Below are 21,039 nucleotides of genomic sequence, written 5' to 3'. Positions count from 1 at the left end.
AAAACCTAAAGCCCGGATAATGGGCTGATAATTGTTGGCTAAAATGTGTAACGAAGCGAAACTGAGTCAACTGTTAGCAGTTCCGCGCTCAAAGCGCCTGTTATGTGCACTTGTTGACCGTTGCTAAACCTAAATCTATATTTGCAACAATATAGCCATACTCTTTCTTAGTTAACTTTTTAGCCTGATATTGTTGCTTAGCTAATTCGTGAGTCCAAGCCTTTTCACATGGGGCTAATGGAATGGTTGTATCAACCATTAAAAGGTGTTCTTCCTGAATCACGCCCCCTTTTTTGACAATGCTTTTAGCGCAAAGGCTTAAAGCATATTCAACAGCAAATTTATCAACTCTTGGCATACCTACAAATTCTACATCACAACCAAGTTTCTCATTACCTTTAGTATCAACATAATAAAGCTGACCTGACGTGGTGCAACCAGATATAAATAAGATGATAACGAGTAATAAAATATGTCTGATATTCACTTTGCCTCCTTGTGCATATAAGCCCGCATATAGGGCACAAAAACGTAACGGCGATTTGGTTAAATTATGCAGAGCACCAAACTCAATCGCCGTATAGTTTTGATATCCAACGAGCCTGCGAGTGCATTGATGGTTTTGTTATTTGCCAGACCTTGAATATATTGATAGCAAAGGAAACTTACTTTCACCAAAGTTGATAGTTAGCGATAGTGTCTCATCTGCTTTGAATGATTGTAAAAACTCCAATGGCGCAATTCGCTGCCCATCTGCAACGATAGCCATTAGGTGTTTACTAGTTAGACTTCGTCGACCTGATGCCATATTAGTCAAGGTTACTACCGCCCAACGCTCACCAGAATCATTACTCATTAATACAAAATTATTTACACTAAAATCACTCTGCTCTGGCTGAATGTTTGATTCATTTGGGAAGGCCAAATCAAAACTATTAGGTACAACTCTATCAATGGAAAGTACCTCTTCACCCGAATGGGCACAAAATGTAAAAACCAGCAATATCCAAGACATCCTTTTCAACACAAATCTTCTCCTAATTTCATATAACACCTTGCAACAGGGCTAATGGAAGCGCTTTGGCCGTTTGTTTGGCCAACGAGCATTTGTTCCTGCCTGATTGCTTGTTAGCTATTCTTTGCACTTGAATTGATGATATCAACTATCTTTTTAGACATAGCTTCTAACTGTCTAGAAGTTGTAGCACCGAATATTCCTTCACTAAACTCTGAACGAGTGTCTAGTTGCGATTCACTAACTATTTGGTTTGTGGATAGGTCTACGAGCTTAACGTTTAGCATCAATTCGGCATCACCTACCATTACACCTGCCATAAATCGACCAAACCCTGAAACATAACGAAAATGCTCTATTGTTATTTCCACGGAGATATCAGCCTGATTAGATGAGTTGCTTGGTATCAAATTACCTTTGTAATCTGTAGTTATTAATGTATTAAGTTCAGTGATACTTTTAGTTAAATCTCTACTTTTAGAGATTGAATTAGATGAGGATATAGCTACTGATATACTATTTGGTATGGCTCCTTGCTGCATGTTCGATGTTTTTACTGATTGCTTAATGTTTGCAGCACAACCCGCAATTAAGCTTACTAAGATGATTAAAATAAAGTTTTTCATTGAATGCTAAATTTCCTTGAATAGCTAACGCTTTGCTAAGAGGCTAAAATGGTTGGCTGGCTTTTTTGCGGTACTTTGCAAAAAACGAGCAAACTGTTTTAGTCCTTTTAAGCACCTTGTTATGCGCTACTGCCTATTAATTCTGATACTGTAACAAAGCGATAACCTTTATCTTTTAACTGCTGAACAATTAAAGGTACCGCAGCCATTGAATTACCTCTAGATTTAAACATTACATGTAAAAGAATAATTGACCCTGGCTTAGTATTTTGGACAACGTAATCGGATATATCACTTGCACTAGCATTTTTATCTAAATAAGTTTCAGGCTCCACATCCCACGTAACGGTAGTTATATTATTATTATTTAGATAATAAGGTAGCGAAAACAATTTTTTACCATAAGGTGGTCTAAAATGTATTTCACCTTTATAACCTGCCTCTGTAATTAACTCATTAGTTTTTTCTAGCTCATCTGCAACAAAGTTATAACTTTTCAAAACCATACGTTGATGAGTATATGAATGGTTTCCAACTTCATGACCTTTATCAATGATATTTTTTGTTTCTTGAATGTTTTCTTCTATAGCTTTGCCGACTAGGTAAAATGTAGCTTTAATTTCTGATTCATCTAGGATTTGGAGAATTTCTTTTGTTTTAAGTCTGGTCGGACCATCATCAAAAGTTAATGCGACTACTTTTTCAGTTGTTTCTACTCGATCTATAAGGTTACCAAAAAATTGAAATTTTTCATTCTTACTCAGCTGCCATAAAGCAATAAATATGATCAGCACTAATGCTGATAGTTTGATTATTTTACTCATGCAGACTCCATTTGCGCATAACAATTTTATAGTGTGCTCATCGCGCATATCTCTGCCAGCGCCCCACTAATATATTTATTAATTTCTTTTTAACAAATAAGTTAACTCATTGCCAGCTTAAAACTTTTAGTAAGGCTGTTCTTTTAATACAGTGCAGAAAAGAGGAAAGCGTCCTCATTTCTTGGCTTTGAAAGAAAGCACCAAAATGCCACGTGTTGCGAATCTGCTTAAATTGTTTGTTATGTTCGAAGTTTAACTGCTGTGCCAAACACTAATATTTCTGATGCACCATCAGTAACTGAGCTAGTTGTAAATCGTATTCCTACTATTGCATCGGCATTTAACTTTTTTGCATCTTCTATTAATCGTTCTACCGCTACATTTCGAGCTTCCATCAACATCTCGGTATAGCCTTTGAGTTCGCCACCCACAATCCCTTTTAAACCAGCCATGATATCTCGACCAACATGTTTAGACTGAACCATGTTGCCATTGACGATTCCCAATACAGCTTCGATTTCCTTGCCAGGAACAGTTTCCGTTGTCGTATAAATCATAATTTTTCCCTAAAACATAACAGCTCATTAAACACCACTTTGGGAGTTATAACCCTCAAAACAGCGTATATTATATACGCTCAATAATTCCACTAAACAACTCTAATGTAAACAAGTAATTACGTAACTTATTTACCACCCATTGTTAAAATACACTAAAACAACGTTTAATAATGTTCTGTACCATTAAATTAGTCGCATTAGTTATGGGCTTAAATTACACCCATAAAAAAGCCCCGCTTGATATTACTCAAGCAGGACTCCACACTAATTTTGTATCAATAAAAGCGCCTAAACTGCAGGCGCTTTGCATTATTGAATTTTATTGGTTAACCACGCTTTTAAGCGGATTAACTGGCTGTGCGTTGTCGTCTAGAATGTTCATATCGAAGTCGAACTCATCAACACGAATCGCTTTTTCACGCTTTTTGTTGTAATCACTTAACTGAACAAATTCAGCGTCGTTAATTACTTTTGCAGCAAGTGCATTTTCAAGCGTGATTGAAAAACGCGTACCCGGCTTAAAGGTTTTAGCACGTAGCGCTTTTTTCACTTTAGCTAATAGCTCAAGTGACGCCATTTTAGCTTTGTAAGCTTGCTCATTGATGTGATGACCATCACCTTCAATTGGCTTAACTAAATGTGTGATTTGCGCTTTAAATGCCGTATCAAGCTGAGCTTGTTTTGCTAATTCACGAATTAAATCATCGCTAATTTTTGGCATTTTAGTTGAGTAGTTCATAGTAATGAAACGAATGAACTTACGAGTACCACTTGCAGGGAAGTTGTCTAAGAACTTGTGCAATGCTTCTTCTGCACTTTGTAGTGCAAAACGAGTCGCATAATGGAAGTAAGGAGCCGCTTGCTCACGCTCGCTGCTTGCTACTTTTTGCTCGTAATACTTAATAGATGCCATAGCTGCATACAAGAAGCTCATTACATCGCCTAAACGTGCTGAAAGCATTTCAGCTTGCTTTAACTTACCGCCAAGTACTAGTAACGAGAAGTCAGCATATACAGCTAATTTAGCTGATAGTTTATGAACTGCTTTTTCGTAGTCACGTACTTCTGGTAGTGCCGAGTTTGCACCAGCAGTAAACGGTAATACACCTAAACGGAATGCACGTAAGCTATTTGCTGTACTGTAGCCAATTGTTTTACGTAAAATACCATTAAATTCTGCATCTGCGTTTTTGTCATCGCTGTGGATAGACTCAACCATAGATTGTAAGTATGGGTGACAACGCATAACACCTTGGCCAAATATCATCAGGTTACGAGTCAGAATGTTTGCACCTTCTACCGTAATGGCAATAGGCTGCGCTACATAACCACTCGCTAATGTATTTTGTGGACCGTTTTGAATCGCTTTACCTGCTTGAATATCCATTGCTGAGTCAAGCACATCACGACCAAGCTCTGTCATATGGTATTTAGCGATTGCAGTCACTACCGATGGTTTTAAGCCCATGCCTAAACCTTCAGTTGTCAGTACACGCATTGCTTCTTGTAGGTATGTTTTACCTGCAATGTCAGCTAGCTTTTCTTGAATACCTTCAAATTGACCAATTGATAAACCAAACTGTTCACGCACTGCTGCATACTCAGAAGCTGATTTAAATGCAACTTGGGCAGTACTTACGCCCAGTGCTGGTAATGAAATACCACGCCCTGCGCCTAAACAGCTAACTAGCATTTGCCAACCGCGACCGATGTTTTTCTGACCACCGATAATAAAGTCCATTGGTACAAATACTTTGTTACCACGTGTAGTACCGTTGTAAAAACGGATACCCATAGGATCATGACGGTTACCAAGTTCTACACCAGGGTGCTCTTTTGGAATAAGTGCACAGGTAATACCTAGGTTTTCTTTACCACCTAGTAAACCATCAGGGTCAACCACTTTAAACGCTAAACCAAGTACAGTAGCAATAGGTGCTAGAGTAATGTAGCGTTTGTCCCACGTAATTTCTAAACCAAGTACTTCTTCGCCTTTGTACATACCTTTAGTTACGGTACCTACATCTGGAATACCGCCTGCATCAGAGCCTGCTTCTGGGCTTGTTAATGCAAAACATGGAATGTCTGTACCATTTGCAAGACGTGGTAAGTAGTGTGCCTGTTGCTCCTCTGTACCAAAGTGAAGAAGTAACTCACCCGGGCCTAACGAGTTTGGTACCATTACAGTTACTGCAACAGCTGAACTTTTAGTTGCGATAGTACCTACAATTGTTGAGTTAGCGTATGGGCTGAACTCTAAACCGCCAAACGATTTAGGGATGATCAGCGAGAAGAAACGCTCTTTTTTCAAAAACTCTAAAATGTCGTTTGGTAAATGAATACCATTTTGAATGACTGAATCATCAATCATGCCAAGTAGTTCTTGTACTGGGCCGTCTAGAAACGCTTGCTCGTCTGCGGTTAATTTTGCCGCAGGTACATCGCGTAGCGCGCTGAAATCTGGTTTACCTCGATAGATAGACCCTTCTAGCCATACATCGCCAGCGTCTAGCGCTTCTTGCTCAGTAACTGAAATGCTTGGTAATACTTTTTTTAATTTTGTACGTAAACTCATAACGAACTCATCCGACCAGATAAATAATACCTACATTACGTCATAAAAATCGCTTTAGATCAATTACTCTATTCAATTAATTAACAGTTTTTGCAATTTATTTTCTTTACCTGAACGTAAACTGTTGAAATAAAAAGGCTTACACCTGTACGCTGAATTGTTATTTTTTTTGTTAAAAATTTAATAATTCTGGTTGTTGGCGCCGCAAATACGGATTTGGTAATAAAGTAGAAACAAAAAAACGCAGCCTAAAATTAGGCTGCGTTTTTTAAAAGCGAGAGATTAAATCGAGTCTAACTTATTTTAACTACCTGTTTGCCAGTAAAACCACCTGCTAACTGGTTATTTAGTGCAGCCGAAACAGCGTTTGCATTAAAATCAACAGCTAAAACTTCTGGAGGAATTATCTCGCCATTTGCTACCGTTTCAAGCAACAAATTACCCATAAAGCTCATCCGCTGCTGCGCACAGAGGCTGTTGGCCAACCACGCGCCTCCTAAGGAGACAATACTAATATTAGGCGCACGCCGATACATTAGCTGCTGTTCGAAGTTAGGGAGTGGATTTAAACAAGCAATACGACCACAAAAACGCATTAGTTCGATATTTTGAATGGTCGATTCCCCACCCATAATATCAATAACAGCGTCAAACCCTTGTGGACCTAACTCTCGACGAATTTTGTCACATAAGGCTTTATCGTTGTAATCAAAGACCACATCGGCGCCGAGTTGCTTAACTAACTTATGATTGCGCTTAGAGGCGGTGGTAAATACATCTGCACCGCGCTGCTTGGCAAACTGAATAGCAAATTGCCCTACAGCGCCAGCACCACCTTCAACAAAAAGTGTATCGCCCTCCGTTACTGATAGTTTATCTAAGCTGATCAATGCCGCCATTCCGGCGCAGGGTAAAGTTGCAGCTTTGTCACTGGCTAATTGCTGAGGAATGATAGACACCGCATAATTAGGCACTTTTGCGTATTCGCTCAGTACCCCTTGCTCACCTACGCTGGCGTGCCACATAACACGCTCTCCTACCCCCGGAAAAATACCTTTACCCGCTTTAACCACTGTTCCCACTGCATCCAAGCCTAAAACATGCGGGTATTGCCACGTACAAAAGCCAGACTTGGCAAATTGTGCATCCACCGGGTTTAAACCAACGTACTCTACTTTTACTAATAGCTCATTACCTGTGCACTGAGGCACAGGTAACTGAGTATCCGATAAGTTAATATCCTCATTGGGCTCATTTAACACAATAGAGCGCATTAATGTAGGAATAGTATTTGGGTTTGTATCTGCAGTATTAGGCATCAAAAACTCTACTTGTTAGTATTACTTAACGCGTAACTCCATCGCCCATTAAATGACTGGTAGGCATTTACTTTGGCAAGTAGCGATAAAATAGTTGAATCAACGGCATTTTCTTGAGCTATTAAAACATCCTGACGCGCATCTAACAACTCTAAGTAAGGAATTTGCCCTTCTTCGTACATTGCTTGTGCTTGTAAAAATGCATTATTAGCAAATTGATAACGCTCATCAGCAAAGCGCGATTGCTGTGCTTGATTGACCAAGTATTGCAATGAAAGTTCACTCTCGTTAATCGCTTTTAATACCACTTGCTGGTAGTCAGTATACGCCGCTTGGCTTAAAAACTGCTGCGCATCGCGTTGTGCTAAAAGCGCAGGGTAACTTAATAATGACCACTGCAATTGCGGCGCTACTTGCCATTGCTGCTGGGTATCACTAAAACCGTTGCTCCCTAAACTTAACACGCCTGCAAAGCCGCTTAAGCTAATATCCGGCAATAAAGCTTTGCTGGCTGCTACACTCAGGCTATTTGCTTGGCTAAAATCAAATAAAGCACGACTTATATCAGGTCTTAATGCTATTGCATCATTAGGCTTTGCAAATGACACCGCAAAAGCCTTAGTTAATATAGTACGTTCATCATTAATGCTCAGTGATTGCGTAGTTTGCGCGCTTAATACGGCCAAAGTAGATAAGTCACGGTACTTGGCATATTCAATTGCCGGCACCAAGGCTTGCTGCTGTCTAAGTTGCGCCATAGTGCGGTTTAAGTCGAGCTCATTAGCCACACCTTCATCAACTTGGGCCTGTAGCACCTGAATGCTTTGTTCAAGCGCTTCTATTTGCATCTCAATAATTTGCTGCTTTTGCAGATTACCTTGATAACTAACAAAGCCTTTAACCACAGCCGACACCACTTCAATTTGCAATAACCTAACTTGCTCAGCTTGGCTCATTGCTTGTGAATTCGCGGCATCGACTAGCGCAGTAATTCGACCAAATAAGTCGAGCTGCCAATCAAGTGCTACATTCGCACTTGATTGTCTGCTATTGGTATCGCCTAGCCCGCTTCGCTTTGCACCAACCGCAACACCGCCTTGCGGTAAGTATTGCGCCTGTTGCTCGCCAATACGCGCCAAAGCACTTTTTAATACCAGCTGACTAGTTTGTAAGTCGTAATTATTAGCAAGTGCGTTGCTAACCAGTTGGTTTAGCTGCGTTGAGCCCAGCTTGTGCCACCAGTTTTGCTCATCTTCACCCATAAACTGCTCTGCAGATATTGCCTTGGCAACAAACTCATTAATCTGTTGTTGCTGAGCGGCTGTGTCAATTTTACTCGCACAACCTGATAACACAGCAACCGCTAATGCAGAACTCAACCATGGCGATAATTTAAGGGCGCTTAAGTTAAATTTAGTCATGCGAAGGCTCCTCAACGCGCTGCTTTTTTACCACCAGCATATAAAACACCGGTGTAAATAATAGTCCAAACACAGTTACACCAATCATACCCGAGAACACCGCATTACCCATGGCATGGCGCATTTCTGCCCCAGCACCGGTTGCCAATACAAGCGGTATAACACCTGCGGTAAAGGCAATTGATGTCATTAAAATTGGACGTAAACGTAATCGACACGCCGCTAACATCGCCTCAAGGTGCGATAACCCAGTGTCATGCTTATCTTTAGCAAATTCCACCATAAGGATGGCATTTTTAGAAGCCAATGCGACCAGTACAATCAACGCTATTTGCGTAAATATGTTGTTGTCTGAACCTACAAACCACACTCCTAATAAAGCTGAGAAAATAGTCATAGGTACAATTAAAATAATGGCCAGTGGTAAACGTAAGCTTTCATACTGTGCGGCCAGTACCATAAACACGAGTAATACAACCAGAGGGAATACATACACCATGGTATTACCGGCTAATACTTGCTGGTACGTTACCTCAGTCCACTCATATTCAATGCCAGTAGGCAATGTTTTTGCTAATACAGCTTCAATCGCCAATTGCGCTTGATCAGAACTATAACCAGGCGCTGGGCTGCCATTAAGCTCTGCACTTGGGTAGCCGTTGTAATGCATTACACGATCAGGACCAATAGTAGGCGTTACCGTTAATACTGAGCCTAGTGGCACCATGTTACCGGCACGATTACGCACTTTTAGGTTTAGTATTTGCTCTGGGTCTACCCTAAAATCAGCATCAGCTTGAGCATTAACCTGATAAGTACGACCAAACAAATTAAAGTCGTTTACATACACTGAGCCTAAATAAATTTGCAACGAGTTAAACACTTCATCTAATGGAATACCTTGAATAAGCGCTTGCTCACGGTCAATATCAATATCCATTTGTGGTACTTGAATTCTAAAGCTTGAATACAGCCCCATTAACGCTGGATCTTTTTGCGCCGCTGCAATCACTGATTGCAAACTGTTAAATAAGGCTTCAAAGCCTTTGTTAGCTCTATCTTCTATTTGCAATTTAAAGCCACCTGTGGTGCCAAGGCCTTGAATTGGTGGTGGTGGAAACACAGCGACAAAGGCTTCATCAATGGCCGCAAAACGTTGGTTTAGTTGCGCTGCAATAGCCGAAGCCGACATACTCGGATCAGTACGCTCTGCAAAAGGCGCCAGTGGCGTAAATACGATGCCGCTATTTGGGCTATTAGTAAAACCATTCACTGAAAGACCAGGAAACGCTACCGTGTTCGCAACCCCAGGGACCTCTAATGCAATTTGCTGCATTTGTTTTACCACCGCTTCTGTACGGTCTAAACTGGCAGCGTCAGGTAACTGCGCAATAGCGACTAAGTATTGCTTATCTTGTTGTGGAATAAAGCCACCCGGTACTGCATCAAACAATTTAATCGTACCGCCAACTAAAGCAATATACGCAACCATAACCACAACACTCATACGAATAAGCTTTTGTACCAGCTTTTCATATCCTTTAGCACCACGGTCAAACACGCGGTTAAAAGGTTGAAATAACCAACGGCCAAATAATTTATTAAGCACGCGGGTAAACGCATCAGGCTCGGCATCATGTGATTTTAACAATAAAGCGGCCAGTGCTGGCGACAGCGTTAATGAGTTAAACGCCGAAATTACCGTTGAAATCGTAATGGTTAATGCAAATTGTTTATAAAACTGCCCTGAAAGCCCAGTAATAAAAGCCGTCGGAATAAATACCGCACATAATACTAATGCAATCGCAATAATAGGGCCGGTTACTTCCGTCATTGCCACGCGGGTGGCTTCAAGCGGTGATAAACCATCTTCTATATTTCGCTCAACATTTTCTACGACCACAATTGCGTCATCAACCACGATACCGATTGCCAGTACTAAACCAAATAGCGATAAGGTATTAATAGACACTCCAAGCCACTGCATTACGGCAAACGTACCAATGAGTGAAATAGGCACCGCAATTAACGGAATAATAGATGCGCGCCAGGTTTGTAAGAACACAATAACCACAATCACCACCAGCACGATTGCTTCGAGTAAAGTGGCGATCACCGCATCAATTGAACCACGCACAAATACCGTTGGATCATAAACAATGTCGTATTCAACACCTGCTGGAAAGTCTTTTGATAAGCGTGCCATAGTTTCACGCACCTGATCAGAGAGCTCAATGGCATTTGACCCTGGACGTTGAAATATTGGCATCGCTAAAGCGGGTTGATTATCAAGCTCAGCACGCAATGCATAAGAATCTTGGCCTAAATCAACACGTGCTACGTCTGACAAACGGGTAAGCTGCCCTTGCTCCCCAACTTTAATAATGACTTGTTTAAACTCTTCAATGCTATTAAGGCGTCCTTTGACGTTTAATAAAATTTGGAACTGACTGTCATTTGAAATCGGTTGCGCACCTAAACTACCCGCTGCAACTTGCTGATTTTGAGAGCGCAGTGCATTGACCACGTCACTTGCAGTAAGCTCACGTGATGCTAGCGCATCGGGGTTAAGCCAAACTCGCATTGCATATTTACCACCACCAAATAGACGAATATCACCCACACCAGGTAAACGCGCTATTTCATCTTTAATATTTAAATCGGCATAATTTGATAAATACGCGGTGTCATGGCTGTTTTGAGGTGAATATAAATGCACCACCATGGTTAAATCGGGTGATGATTTTTCAGCAACTACACCTAAACGCTGCACTTCTTGTGGCAAACGCGGCAGCGCACTATTTACTCGGTTTTGCACTTGCACTTGGGCACGGTCTAAATCAGTGCCTAACGCAAATGTCACCGTGAGCGTCATACGTCCGTCACTGGTTGCTTGTGAAAACATATACAGCATGTTTTCGGTGCCATTTATTTCTTGCTCAAGCGGTGTTGCCACTGTTTGTGCAATAACCGTCGGGTTCGCACCTGGATAACTGGCAGTCACAACCACTGTCGGTGGAACGACTTCTGGGTATTCACTGACAGGCAGCTGAAATAATGAAATGCTACCTGCAATTAAAATAATCAACGACAGCATGGCCGCAAAAATCGGTCGCTGTATAAAAAAGTGTGAAAATTTCATCTAATAACCTTATTGCTTAGCAACTAAATCGGCAGGGTTAGCACTTAGCGTAAATGCCACGCCTTGGGTATTAATTGCCACTTTATTTGGTGATATCGGCATACCGGGTCCTACACGAGCAGGGCCGTTTACAGCAATAACATCGCCTTGCTCAAGTCCTGATGTGATGGCTCGCAACGGTCCATAGCGCTCACCTACAGTAACCAATTTATATTGCAGCACATTATTTTCGCCTACAGTTAACACAAAGCGATTTTTTAAATCTGTGCCTATGGCTCTGTCTGGAATAATGACAGTTTCACGCACTGCATTAGCAGCTAACTTAATGCGTGCAAATGAGCCCGAACGCAGCTCATTACTGCGATCATCAAATACCGCACGAACGCGTAAAGTGCCTGTAGATGCGTTAATTTGATTATCTATAAAGTTAATATGGCCGCTATAGTTAAAATCGTCTTGCCCTACTTTTTGCATTACAACAGGCTGTTTGCTTGCAGCTGTTACTTCGTCAAATGCGCTATTCCAAGTACGTTCATCTACATCAAAGTAAGCGTACATTTTGTCATTAGAAACAATTGAAGTAAGCACGCTTTGCCCTGCAAGTACGTTGTTACCTTTGGTAATATTTGCGCGAGAAATCACGCCATCAATAGGAGAAACCACTGACGTAAACTCTAAATCGAGCTTTGCAGCTTTAAGCTGCGCTTGCAGTGCAGCAAGTTGTGCTTCACGCTGACGTAAAGTCGATGTACGCGCTTGTGCTTGCTCAGTCGAAATGGCTTTTCGCTCAGTTAAGCGTACAGCACGCGATGCTTCGCTTTTTGCTTGTTCAAGTGCTGCTTGAGCACTTTTTACCTGAGCGCTTAAACTGTCAACGGTTGCAGCGAATGAGCGATCGTCTAAACGAAATAATACATCGCCTTGTTTAACGCTATCCCCTTCTTTAAATTCAATTTGCTCAATAATGCCGGATACACGCGGCATTAATGCCACTTTTTGCGGTGACTCTAAGCGTGTTGTATAGGTATGCCAACTTTGAACTGGCTTAACCAAGACTTCGGCTACATCAATAGCTTGTTGTTGCTGTGCGGGGGCTGATTGCGCTGTACTTTCATCGGCACAACCGGCCAGTGTGATTAATGCAACAGATAGTGCTGTAGCAATTAAGTGTTTGTTCATAACGACGCTCCTTTTAATTTAGCATTGCATAATACGGAACATACTTGATGACAAAAACAATAGATTTTTAAATTCATTAGTGCCAAAATGGCATCAATACTCACTAAGTAATGAAATAATGGATACAACCAGTCGACTATTAATGCTGCTTGAAGTGGTAGAGCAAGGCTCATTTGCAAAAGCAGCCGAAATACGAAATATTGACCGCTCAGTGATCTCTAAGCAAATTAGTCGGTTAGAGGATGAACTTGGGGTAAGACTATTAAACAGAACAACCCGCTCATTCTCTCTTACAGCAGCGGGCGCTGAAATGATAAAAAAAGCGGGTGAGCTGCGAAGCCTGCTTGGCGAAACGGTGCGCATGGCAGAAAACTACCACCAAGAGCCTCGCGGCGTATTAAAAGTGACCGCATCGACTTTAATAGGTCGACGCTACTTACAGCCAGTGATCAACGATTTCCAAAAACGCTTTCCACAAGTGGAAGTAGAACTGCGTTTAGATGACCGACTGGTTGATATTGTATCTGAAGGATTTGATTTAGCGTTTAGAGTGGGTGAACCCAAAGACTCATCATTAATTGCTCGTAAAATTGCCCGTAATCGTTTGTTACTATTAGCCGCGCCAGCGTTTATAGAAACATACGGTATGCCAATAACAATCACTGATTTGGCACAATTGCCAGCGGCCAGTTATGCCAGCAACTCACTGCGGGTAGAAGGCATAAATTACTATAACCACACTGGCGAGCACTGCGAGCAAAAAATAAAAAGTGTGTTTAGAGCAAACGATGCAGAAGTATTACTGATGAAAACCCTCTCTGGCACCACCTACTTTTTAGCGCCGGCATTTATTTTAGATAAAGAAGTGATTGATGGGCAACTGGTGCCCTTACTTACCGATGTAAAATTAATGGAACACAGTGCAATGTATGCTGTATACCCACACCGAGATTTACCGGTAAGAACACGATTGTTTTTTGATGCCGTGCGTGAATACATTGGCAAAGAAAGACCGATTTGGGAGAACAGTATTCCTAATTTTGATCAAATGTATTAAGCCGCATTTGCACAGAGGTTAATATCAGAAAAAACCGCATTGCGCCCCGCATCTTTTGCCTTATAAAGTTGCTTATCTGCTTGCGCTATTAATTCAGCCAAATTTTGTTGTTGGTACTTAACAACGCCAACACTGGCTGTTAAATTTATGGTTATACCATTGGCTTCAATATATTTATTTGCAACGGCTTGTCTAAGATTTTCAGCCTTTGCCAGCGCGGATTGTGCACTATCAAAATTGCTCATTAAAGAAAATTCTTCACCCCCTACCCTAAACACATACCCTTTTGCAAAAGTAATCCTAAATAGAGTTGCCAACTCAACCAGCACTTTATCTCCTACATCATGGCCGTATTCATCATTTATTTGTTTAAAGTGGTCAAGATCAATTAAAAACAAGTACAGCTGTGACTTGTCTTTTATCTCCACTTCAAAATAATGACTCATAGATAAACGGTTTCCTGCCCCCGTGAGAGGATCAAGTAAGGCCAAGTTTTTAAGTCGCTTCGAAAATTCGGCCCTATTTCCTTCAAAAACATGAGAAATGACCCATATAATAATATAAATAAACAGTAAGTTGAGCGCTAGGTTAAAAGAGGAAAAATAAGGGCTTGGTAATTTATAAATCAACACTGATGATTGCATAACCAAAAGTGTGGCCGATAACACAATACCGTATTTTCGACCAAGAAGTAGATAATACAAAATGGGTAAAGAAAACGCCCATAAAAACAGACCATTTTTAAGTGGTGCCAAAAAGGTTCCACATAATATAACGAGCGTTACAGTCATACAAACCGTTATGGCATACCAGTTTCGTTGCTTGTTTTTAACCAATTGTATAAAAATATAAAAACAAAGTGCGGAAAAACACACCTCTAAGCCGCCTACAATATAAAAATGATTTTTTGTTAGGTTAAACACAGCAAAAATAAATGACAGCAAACCAAAAAATAAACACATCCATTTTAAGACATGCTTACGTAATATTTTTGTACTGTTAAGAGCGGCTATATCCATAAAAAACTTAAATCAAAACTAATCGTTTATATTAACCCTGAAATGCAATAATCACAATTTTATGCTTAACAACCCCCTTTAAAATAAGCAAAAAGGATTGGTTAAATGCAGCTATTCTGTAAGCAGTTCATTAACTGTGCCAACCAAGTCAGCAAATTCCTCATCAACATGTGCGATTTGTTTAGAGCTTAAGGTTTGATTTAATTTAACCAGCAACTGTGCGTATGCCCTTAAATTTTCCTCATTTCTCTCAATGAGTTCAGCACTCATAAACAGCTCTCGTTCTGTAATGATAGTGCGTAACTGCTGCGCAAATTGGGCATCATCAAGGGTTTGCTGATTAAACAGTGCTTCAAGTGCACCTAACCGAGTTAGTTTATAGTCATACCATAAATTGCTGGTACTGATATATTCACTGTTGGCTTGTGACACTAGCGTTCGCTGCTCTGAGGTGAGCTTACCAAGCCATTGTTCGTAGTAGTCTAGTTGCTTGTCTAAATGAGACTGCTGATGCTCCTCTTTGGTTAATGAAGCGTGCTCTTTTATTTCATCATTAATTTGCTCACGAATGTTTTCTACCATTTCACTGCGTTGTGATGGAGTTAACGTTTTTGCCAGCTCGATTAAGGGATCACTCGCGTACAAAAGTAAATTGCGCCAATGCTGCTTTACCTGCGTTATTTTTGCCATTAATTGCGCTGTATCGGCTTGTTTATCGAGCAACTGCCTTAAGTCGAGTAAATCGGCTTTATATTTTGGTAACTCAATCTCTCGGTGCCAATCTCGGGTGTTATTAATAATCACTTTTAACTGCGTTGATTGGCTTTTGTTTAAGTCGACATAATCGTCTATCCAAAACGAAGACAGCCAACCAAGGTTGTTATAAGCAAAGGAAGTAGAACAACTGGCAATAAACAATAAACTGGTTATAAAAATAATTTTGCTTAGTTTTATATTTTTTAAATTATTTAACATTAACAGACCCCGTTTTATGATGCTTTGGTTGCCAAAAATCATCATAAGTAATTATGTAAGCTATTGCTCGCTTTTATTTTTTTCATTTTTCTATAGAATCGCAAGCTAACGCAATTTATATCATGACTATATGCTTAAGTTTAGAATTTTTGAGCTATAGTTAAAGCTACTTGTTAATACGTTTGTATACCTAGGTTATAAACGTTGGCGTTATTAATTTAGCTCATAATTTTTTACCTATCCCTAATAGATTCACTAGGTAAGTTTTACTTTTATGGCGCTTACATAGAACGACAACTAATTTGGAGACATGCTTATGTCACAGTCTAATTTTAAAGCACTGCTACTGGCCGGTATTATGCTCGCTACCCCTCTTGCCCATGCTGGACTAGAAGAAGGGATCAGAGCTGCTAATGCGGGTGAATTTGAAGAAGCACTTAAAGAGTTTAATTATTTAGCTGACAAAGGCTATGCACCGGGTATTTACGAATTAGGTAAGCTATACGAAGGTGGCCATGGCGTTACCCGTGATTATTACAAAGCAGCTGAGCTGTACCAACAAGCCGTTAAAAAGAACCATGTAGATTCAATGTTTGCACTTGCGGTTTTATATGACGAAGGCAATGGCGTTAAATTAGACAAACAAATGGCCATAACCTTATTTGAAAAAGCAGCAAATAAGAACCTTCCCGCAGCACAGTATAATTTAGGTGTAATGTACGCAAATGGCGATGGTGTTAGCCAAGATTATAAAGCCGCCAGAACATGGTATGAAAAAGCCGCTGCTAATAATTACACATTGGCGCAGTTTAATTTAGCACTGATGTATTTTGAAGGCTTAGGAATGCCAAAAAATCTTGAAATGTCGTATGTGTGGAATACCATTGCCGAGTATAACGGCAACATGCAAGCCAGTCACAGCCGTAAACTTGATGAACGTACTATGCTTCCTAAAGAGGTAGCTGAGGCCAAAGAAAAAGCCGATGCAATTTATACCAAAATTTTAGCGGGAACGTATGCTGGCGAAGGACGCCTGTTTTAAGTTAGCTATTAAAAAAGCTGAATGAAGTGATTCATTCAGCTTTTTTGTTTTAAACGCTACAGGCTATTTTACATAAAGCCACTTTAGCACTTTGATCAGTAATTTATTTTGTTTAAGTAATAAACCAATGCGCGGGTTAACCGAGCCAGAGACTAAGGTATTTTTTGCATGGCTAAAGGTGAGAAAACCTTCTTTGCCGTGATAATGCCCCATCCCCGAATGCCCCACGCCACCAAACGGCACATCATCGGCAGCTACTTGTATTAATGTGTCGTTTACCGCAACTGTTCCGCTAAGTGTTTGCTTAATAATGTACTGTTGCGCCTGTTTATCTTGACCTAAAATGTAAAGGGCTAATGGGTGGTCGCGTAATCGAATATAATTAAGCACGTCCTCTAATTTGTCGTAACTCATAATGGGTAAAATGGGACCAAATAGCTCTTCTTGCATTAATGTCATCTCATCTGTTACGTGCGTAACAATATGCAGACCCATACGATGCTTTTCGCCATCTTGCTGGTTTTGTTCAAGCGGTTTAGTAATTTTAGCGCCTTGCTCTTGTGCTTGCTCTAAATAACCGAGCAAACGTTGATAATGTGCAGGGCTTATAATCGAGGTCAGGTTTTTACCTTCAACACCTTGCTTAAAGTGTTTTTTATAAAGGGTACAAAGCGCTTTAATGAATTGATGCTCTACTGCTTTAGGAACAAACACGTAGTCAGGCGCTACACATATCTGCCCTGCATTGGCCATTTTTCCAAATAATAAAGCACGCGCGGCTTTATTTACATCGGCTTTTTCTAACACAATAACGGGCGATTTTCCGCCGAGTTCTAATGTTACTGGCGTTAAATTTTTACTGGCCGCGGCCATAACTAACTTGCCAACAGCCGTCGAGCCTGTAAACAGTAAATGCGCAAACGGCAATGATGAAAACTCACTTGCCACGTCGCTACCACCTTGAATAATTGTGCAGTGTTGGCTTAATTCATCTGCAAATATTTTTTCAATAACGGCATTGGTGTTAGGCGTAAATTCACTGAGCTTTAACATCACCCTGTTACCCGCTGCAATCGCAGTAATAACAGGTACCAATGCTAGTTGAATGGGATAGTTCCATGGTGCAATCACACCCACCACACCAATAGGCTGATAGGTGACACTTACTTTTGAGGGCCATAAGCTTAACCCCGCGCTGCGCTGACTAGGCTTAGACCAGCGAGGTAGCTTTTTAATAATATGCGCAAGTCCCTGCATGGTGGGCAAAATATCCCCCACTAAGGTATCGAACGCCGTTCGGTATCCAAAATCTTTAGATACTGCAGCAATCAAGTCTTGCTCTAACGTTACAATGTTAGCGCGTAATTTTTTGAGTAAAGCAAGACGTTGCTCAATGGGTAAATAAGGGGTGTCTTCAAAAGCATGCTTTAGTTCATTAAATTGCGAACGCAAAGACCCTGTAGATAATGTGTCAGTGTTCAAAATAGGCTACCCGATTTATAACGTTTTCAAGACTATAACCTTGTTCTGTTACTCGAGCAATAAAGAGTGATTTTGCAACACGAGGTAAAGGATTGCAAAAACACTCAACAGGTTGGTTGGAACGCATACCGATGCACTGCTTTTGTGTGCATCGGTTATCTGTTTTGTTAGTTGATTAAAGTGGGTTATTAAAAACCAAAAACTTGGGCTGCTATGGTCATTGTTACTAAGGTAATTAAAACAATAGCGACAATATTTAACACAAAGCCAGCACGGATCATGTCTTTCATTTTAATTTCACCCGAGCCAAACACAATCGCATTGGGTGGTGTGGCTACTGGCATCATAAACGCACAACTACACGCAATCGCAGCTGGAATAACCCACACTAACGGACTGCCTGTTACTGACTCAGCAACGGGGCCTAGCAGTGGTAAAAAGCCTGCTGCTGTTGCCGTATTACTGGTTATTTCGGTTAAGAACGTAATCAGCGCAACCACAACAAGAATGCTCATGACTAATGGAATAGTACTCGCCCCTTCAATCATATTGGCAATGTAGTCAGCTAATCCTGATGACTTTATTTGCGAGGCAAGTGTTAATCCGCCACCAAATAAAAGCAACACACCCCACGGCACTTTAGCGGCACTTTCCCAATCTAAAATACGCGCATCACTGCCTTTATTTGCCGGTAGTACAAACAGTAATAATGCAGCGGCAATAGCAATACCGGTATCTGAAATTTTAAGCCCGGTAACATCGCCTAATAAAGGTCTAAATATCCAACAAATAGCGGCAAGCACAAATACAAACAACACGCCCTTTTCAGCACGTTGCATTAGACCTAAGTCTTTTAATTGTGAAGAGAATACCACTTTAGTATTAATACGCTTGTTCGCTTGTACATTCGCATCGACCTTATAAGTGAATTTAGTTAACCAAATCCAGCTGATCAGCAACATACCGAGCGCTAAAGGCACACCAACAATCATCCACTCGGCAAAGCCAATTTCAATCTGATAACTGTCTGATAGGTACGCCGCCATTAATGCATTTGGTGGAGTACCGATTAAAGTAGCAATACCGCCAATACTCGCGCCATAAGCAATCGACAGTAAAAGGGCTTTACCAAAACCTTCATTACTAGGATCTGAGCTTTTAACTAAATGGGTAATAGATAAAGCGATAGGTAGCATCATTACTGCTGTAGCGGTATTAGACATCCACATTGATAAAAATGCAGTCACTAACATCATCGCTAAAATTTGTAAGCTTGGTTTTTTACCCGCATAAAGCATTGTTTTTAATGCAATACGCTTGTGTAATCCCCAACGCTCCATCGCTATTGAGATTAAAAAGCCACCTAAAAATAAAAAGATCAGCGGATGCGCATAAGGCGCTGCAACACTTTTTATCGCTGCTATATCAACAATCGGCGAAATCACTAAAGGGAGTAACGCAGTAGCAGGAATAGGCACTACCTCACTCACCCACCACGAGGCCATCCAAAATGCTAAGCCTGCGGTTTTAAACGCTGCCGCCGACATACCTACTGGCGGCTCAACTAAGCAAGTAAGTAGCATGACACATGGACCAAGTAACAATAACAGCCATTGCATAAATGGCTTTTTATTCGCGTTATTTTCTAAAATACGTTTTGTCATTTGTTCAGCCCTTAAAATTTATATTTAAGACCAAGTGCAACACTGCTATCAGCATTTTCTTCTAGGTCGAGGTCAGTGTATAAAAGGTAAGCTGTGGTTTGCTTGTCAAATACATAATCTACACCCGTGGTCCACTGGGTAGCGTCTGATGTTTGACGTAGTTTTGAATCATCTTTTGCAAATTGTACTTTAGGTACCCATTTGTCTAACTTATAGCTTGCGCTTAGTACATAACCGTTGCCAGACTTAGCGCCGTCAATCGATTCTGAATGCTGGTACAATGCCCCTAATTGTAATTTTTCAAACTTATACACACCCGCAATACGGCTTGCTTTAATGTTATTAAGCGAATCAACATGGCTGATTGAAATAGAGTAAGGTGTTTTATTTAAATTACGGTCGCCGTAAATTAGCGTAGCAGCAAATCCTGCTTCGTTATCTTTGTTGTCATCTTTTGGCGCATAGGTAAATGAAAACTGCGCGTTATGCCAATACTTAGAGGTATAGGTGATGGTATCGCCTAAGCGGTCTTGCCCTGCAATTACTTGAGCAATATCAGCTTGGGTTTCGTTAAAATTATCAAGCTTACCTTCTGAATATTTAAAGCGCGTGTCATTTCGCCCAACCACCACTTCACCAAAAGCACCTTTTAGACCAAGGTAAGTATTGCGTGCTGCAAAAGGCTCATTGGTGTCGTCGTGCTCAAAACCTTTTACTTGAACTTCGTATTTAAATACCGCGGTAAAATACTCATTTAATTTATGGTCACCTTTAATGCCAATACGCGAAAAAGGGGCATCTATTTGCGTGCCTTCGTCAGCGTAACGCATTATGCCTGTATCGGTGTTAGCAATTTGTACTTCGGCTTTACCATACACTGTGTAGTCTGCAGCAAAAGTGGTTGCAGGTAACGTGACAGCACTGCATAACGCAGCAAGTACTGAACCTTGGAATATATTGTTTTTCATTATGTGTCCTAATTATGTGATGCTACTTGTTGTCTGCACCTACAAAGCAAGAACATGACCAACTAAAAAATAACAATAATTTTCAGTGATTTAAAAAATAAAGGTTTAAAAATAAACATTGAAATGTGCGGGTTTCCACACATAAAAAACACTCAATATCACCATTTCCAC

General features: G+C 40.6%; 17 protein-coding genes. 2 read left to right on the top strand and 15 right to left on the bottom strand.

Features of this window, described 5'->3' with window-relative positions; all coding sequences use genetic code 11:
* Positions 1 to 100: 100 nt before the first annotated feature.
* The 10 genes from AAGD16_RS17140 to AAGD16_RS17095 form a co-directional block, all read right to left on the bottom strand.
* Positions 101 to 487 carry a hypothetical protein gene (locus tag AAGD16_RS17140; RefSeq protein WP_016899705.1) on the bottom strand — a complete coding sequence of 129 codons (387 nt, stop codon included), beginning with the start codon at positions 485 to 487 and terminating at the stop codon, positions 101 to 103.
* Positions 488 to 625: 138 nt separating this feature from the next.
* On the bottom strand, positions 626 to 1,015 hold the full coding sequence (locus tag AAGD16_RS17135) for a hypothetical protein (protein ID WP_368485886.1): 390 nt from the start codon (positions 1,013 to 1,015) through the stop codon (positions 626 to 628).
* Positions 1,016 to 1,128: 113 nt separating this feature from the next.
* Complete coding sequence (locus AAGD16_RS17130; RefSeq protein ID WP_010388992.1) at positions 1,129 to 1,641, bottom strand: DUF4410 domain-containing protein; 513 nt, start codon at positions 1,639 to 1,641, stop codon at positions 1,129 to 1,131.
* A gap of 119 nt (positions 1,642 to 1,760) precedes the next feature.
* Complete coding sequence (locus AAGD16_RS17125) at positions 1,761 to 2,465, bottom strand: polysaccharide deacetylase family protein (protein ID WP_010388993.1); 705 nt, start codon at positions 2,463 to 2,465, stop codon at positions 1,761 to 1,763.
* Positions 2,466 to 2,704: 239 nt separating this feature from the next.
* On the bottom strand, positions 2,705 to 3,022 hold the full coding sequence (locus AAGD16_RS17120) for a heavy metal-binding domain-containing protein (RefSeq protein WP_008112402.1): 318 nt from the start codon (positions 3,020 to 3,022) through the stop codon (positions 2,705 to 2,707).
* Positions 3,023 to 3,344: 322 nt separating this feature from the next.
* The gene (locus AAGD16_RS17115) at positions 3,345 to 5,600 is read right to left on the bottom strand and encodes an acyl-CoA dehydrogenase (protein ID WP_138765055.1); all 2,256 of its coding nucleotides are present in this window, start codon (positions 5,598 to 5,600) and stop codon (positions 3,345 to 3,347) included.
* Positions 5,601 to 5,893: 293 nt separating this feature from the next.
* Positions 5,894 to 6,919, bottom strand: a complete 1,026-nt coding sequence (locus AAGD16_RS17110) for a zinc-binding dehydrogenase (RefSeq protein WP_290190483.1) — start codon at positions 6,917 to 6,919, stop codon at positions 5,894 to 5,896.
* Between the two features lie 8 nt (positions 6,920 to 6,927).
* Positions 6,928 to 8,340 carry a TolC family protein gene (locus AAGD16_RS17105; RefSeq protein ID WP_377115365.1) on the bottom strand — a complete coding sequence of 471 codons (1,413 nt, stop codon included), beginning with the start codon at positions 8,338 to 8,340 and terminating at the stop codon, positions 6,928 to 6,930.
* A complete protein-coding gene (locus AAGD16_RS17100) occupies positions 8,333 to 11,482 on the bottom strand; it encodes an efflux RND transporter permease subunit (protein WP_096039071.1) in 3,150 nt (1,049 codons plus the stop codon). Before AAGD16_RS17100 ends, AAGD16_RS17105 begins: the two co-directional genes overlap by 8 nt.
* Positions 11,483 to 11,491: 9 nt before the next feature.
* Entirely contained in the window at positions 11,492 to 12,661 is a 1,170-nt protein-coding gene (locus AAGD16_RS17095) for an efflux RND transporter periplasmic adaptor subunit (RefSeq protein WP_013463181.1), read from the bottom strand.
* Between the two features lie 118 nt (positions 12,662 to 12,779).
* Between AAGD16_RS17095 and AAGD16_RS17090 the strand changes: the two genes are divergently transcribed.
* Positions 12,780 to 13,718 carry a LysR family transcriptional regulator gene (locus AAGD16_RS17090; RefSeq protein ID WP_013463180.1) on the top strand — a complete coding sequence of 313 codons (939 nt, stop codon included), beginning with the start codon at positions 12,780 to 12,782 and terminating at the stop codon, positions 13,716 to 13,718.
* Here AAGD16_RS17090 and AAGD16_RS17085 read toward each other — a convergent pair.
* Together AAGD16_RS17085 and AAGD16_RS17080 are read right to left on the bottom strand one after the other, a co-directional pair.
* The gene (locus tag AAGD16_RS17085; RefSeq protein ID WP_377115360.1) at positions 13,715 to 14,737 is read right to left on the bottom strand and encodes a GGDEF domain-containing protein; all 1,023 of its coding nucleotides are present in this window, start codon (positions 14,735 to 14,737) and stop codon (positions 13,715 to 13,717) included. The two genes, AAGD16_RS17090 and AAGD16_RS17085, sit on opposite strands and share 4 nt — an antisense overlap.
* A 111-nt stretch (positions 14,738 to 14,848) precedes the next feature.
* Entirely contained in the window at positions 14,849 to 15,712 is an 864-nt protein-coding gene (locus AAGD16_RS17080; protein ID WP_377115357.1) for a DUF6279 family lipoprotein, read from the bottom strand.
* Between the two features lie 316 nt (positions 15,713 to 16,028).
* Between AAGD16_RS17080 and AAGD16_RS17075 the strand changes: the two genes are divergently transcribed.
* Positions 16,029 to 16,754 carry a tetratricopeptide repeat protein gene (locus tag AAGD16_RS17075; protein ID WP_013463177.1) on the top strand — a complete coding sequence of 242 codons (726 nt, stop codon included), beginning with the start codon at positions 16,029 to 16,031 and terminating at the stop codon, positions 16,752 to 16,754.
* 63 nt (positions 16,755 to 16,817) lie between these two features.
* On the opposite strand, the gene AAGD16_RS17070 is transcribed toward AAGD16_RS17075, so the two are convergent.
* The 3 genes from AAGD16_RS17070 to AAGD16_RS17060 form a co-directional block, all read right to left on the bottom strand.
* Entirely contained in the window at positions 16,818 to 18,236 is a 1,419-nt protein-coding gene (locus AAGD16_RS17070; protein WP_096039069.1) for a coniferyl aldehyde dehydrogenase, read from the bottom strand.
* Positions 18,237 to 18,424: 188 nt separating this feature from the next.
* Entirely contained in the window at positions 18,425 to 19,900 is a 1,476-nt protein-coding gene (locus tag AAGD16_RS17065) for an SLC13 family permease (protein ID WP_377115353.1), read from the bottom strand.
* An 11-nt stretch (positions 19,901 to 19,911) separates the two neighbouring features.
* A complete protein-coding gene (locus AAGD16_RS17060) occupies positions 19,912 to 20,868 on the bottom strand; it encodes a porin (protein ID WP_377115350.1) in 957 nt (318 codons plus the stop codon).
* Positions 20,869 to 21,039 lie beyond the last annotated feature (171 nt).

The sequence above is a fragment of the Pseudoalteromonas sp. M58 genome, from assembly GCF_042604605.1.
Lineage (GTDB): Bacteria > Pseudomonadota > Gammaproteobacteria > Enterobacterales > Alteromonadaceae > Pseudoalteromonas > Pseudoalteromonas tetraodonis.
Note: the sequence above shows the minus strand (reverse complement) of the source record. Positions and strands in the feature narration are given on the sequence as shown.

Bases quoted from the DNA above. Each gene is read 5' to 3' on its own strand.
- AAGD16_RS17085 (WP_377115360.1), bottom strand. From the start codon at position 14,737: ATGGATATAGCCGCTCTTAACAGTACAAAAATATTACGTAAGCATGTC.
- AAGD16_RS17115 (WP_138765055.1), bottom strand. From the start codon at position 5,600: ATGAGTTTACGTACAAAATTAAAAAAAGTATTACCAAGCATTTCAGTT.
- AAGD16_RS17130 (WP_010388992.1), bottom strand. From the start codon at position 1,641: ATGAAAAACTTTATTTTAATCATCTTAGTAAGCTTAATTGCGGGTTGT.
- AAGD16_RS17095 (WP_013463181.1), bottom strand. From the start codon at position 12,661: ATGAACAAACACTTAATTGCTACAGCACTATCTGTTGCATTAATCACA.
- AAGD16_RS17120 (WP_008112402.1), bottom strand. From the start codon at position 3,022: ATGATTTATACGACAACGGAAACTGTTCCTGGCAAGGAAATCGAAGCT.
- AAGD16_RS17090 (WP_013463180.1), top strand. From the start codon at position 12,780: ATGGATACAACCAGTCGACTATTAATGCTGCTTGAAGTGGTAGAGCAA.
- AAGD16_RS17075 (WP_013463177.1), top strand. From the start codon at position 16,029: ATGTCACAGTCTAATTTTAAAGCACTGCTACTGGCCGGTATTATGCTC.
- AAGD16_RS17110 (WP_290190483.1), bottom strand. From the start codon at position 6,919: ATGCCTAATACTGCAGATACAAACCCAAATACTATTCCTACATTAATG.
- AAGD16_RS17135 (WP_368485886.1), bottom strand. From the start codon at position 1,015: ATGTCTTGGATATTGCTGGTTTTTACATTTTGTGCCCATTCGGGTGAA.
- AAGD16_RS17125 (WP_010388993.1), bottom strand. From the start codon at position 2,465: ATGAGTAAAATAATCAAACTATCAGCATTAGTGCTGATCATATTTATT.
- AAGD16_RS17065 (WP_377115353.1), bottom strand. From the start codon at position 19,900: ATGACAAAACGTATTTTAGAAAATAACGCGAATAAAAAGCCATTTATG.
- AAGD16_RS17060 (WP_377115350.1), bottom strand. From the start codon at position 20,868: ATGAAAAACAATATATTCCAAGGTTCAGTACTTGCTGCGTTATGCAGT.
- AAGD16_RS17080 (WP_377115357.1), bottom strand. From the start codon at position 15,712: ATGTTAAATAATTTAAAAAATATAAAACTAAGCAAAATTATTTTTATA.
- AAGD16_RS17105 (WP_377115365.1), bottom strand. From the start codon at position 8,340: ATGACTAAATTTAACTTAAGCGCCCTTAAATTATCGCCATGGTTGAGT.
- AAGD16_RS17100 (WP_096039071.1), bottom strand. From the start codon at position 11,482: ATGAAATTTTCACACTTTTTTATACAGCGACCGATTTTTGCGGCCATG.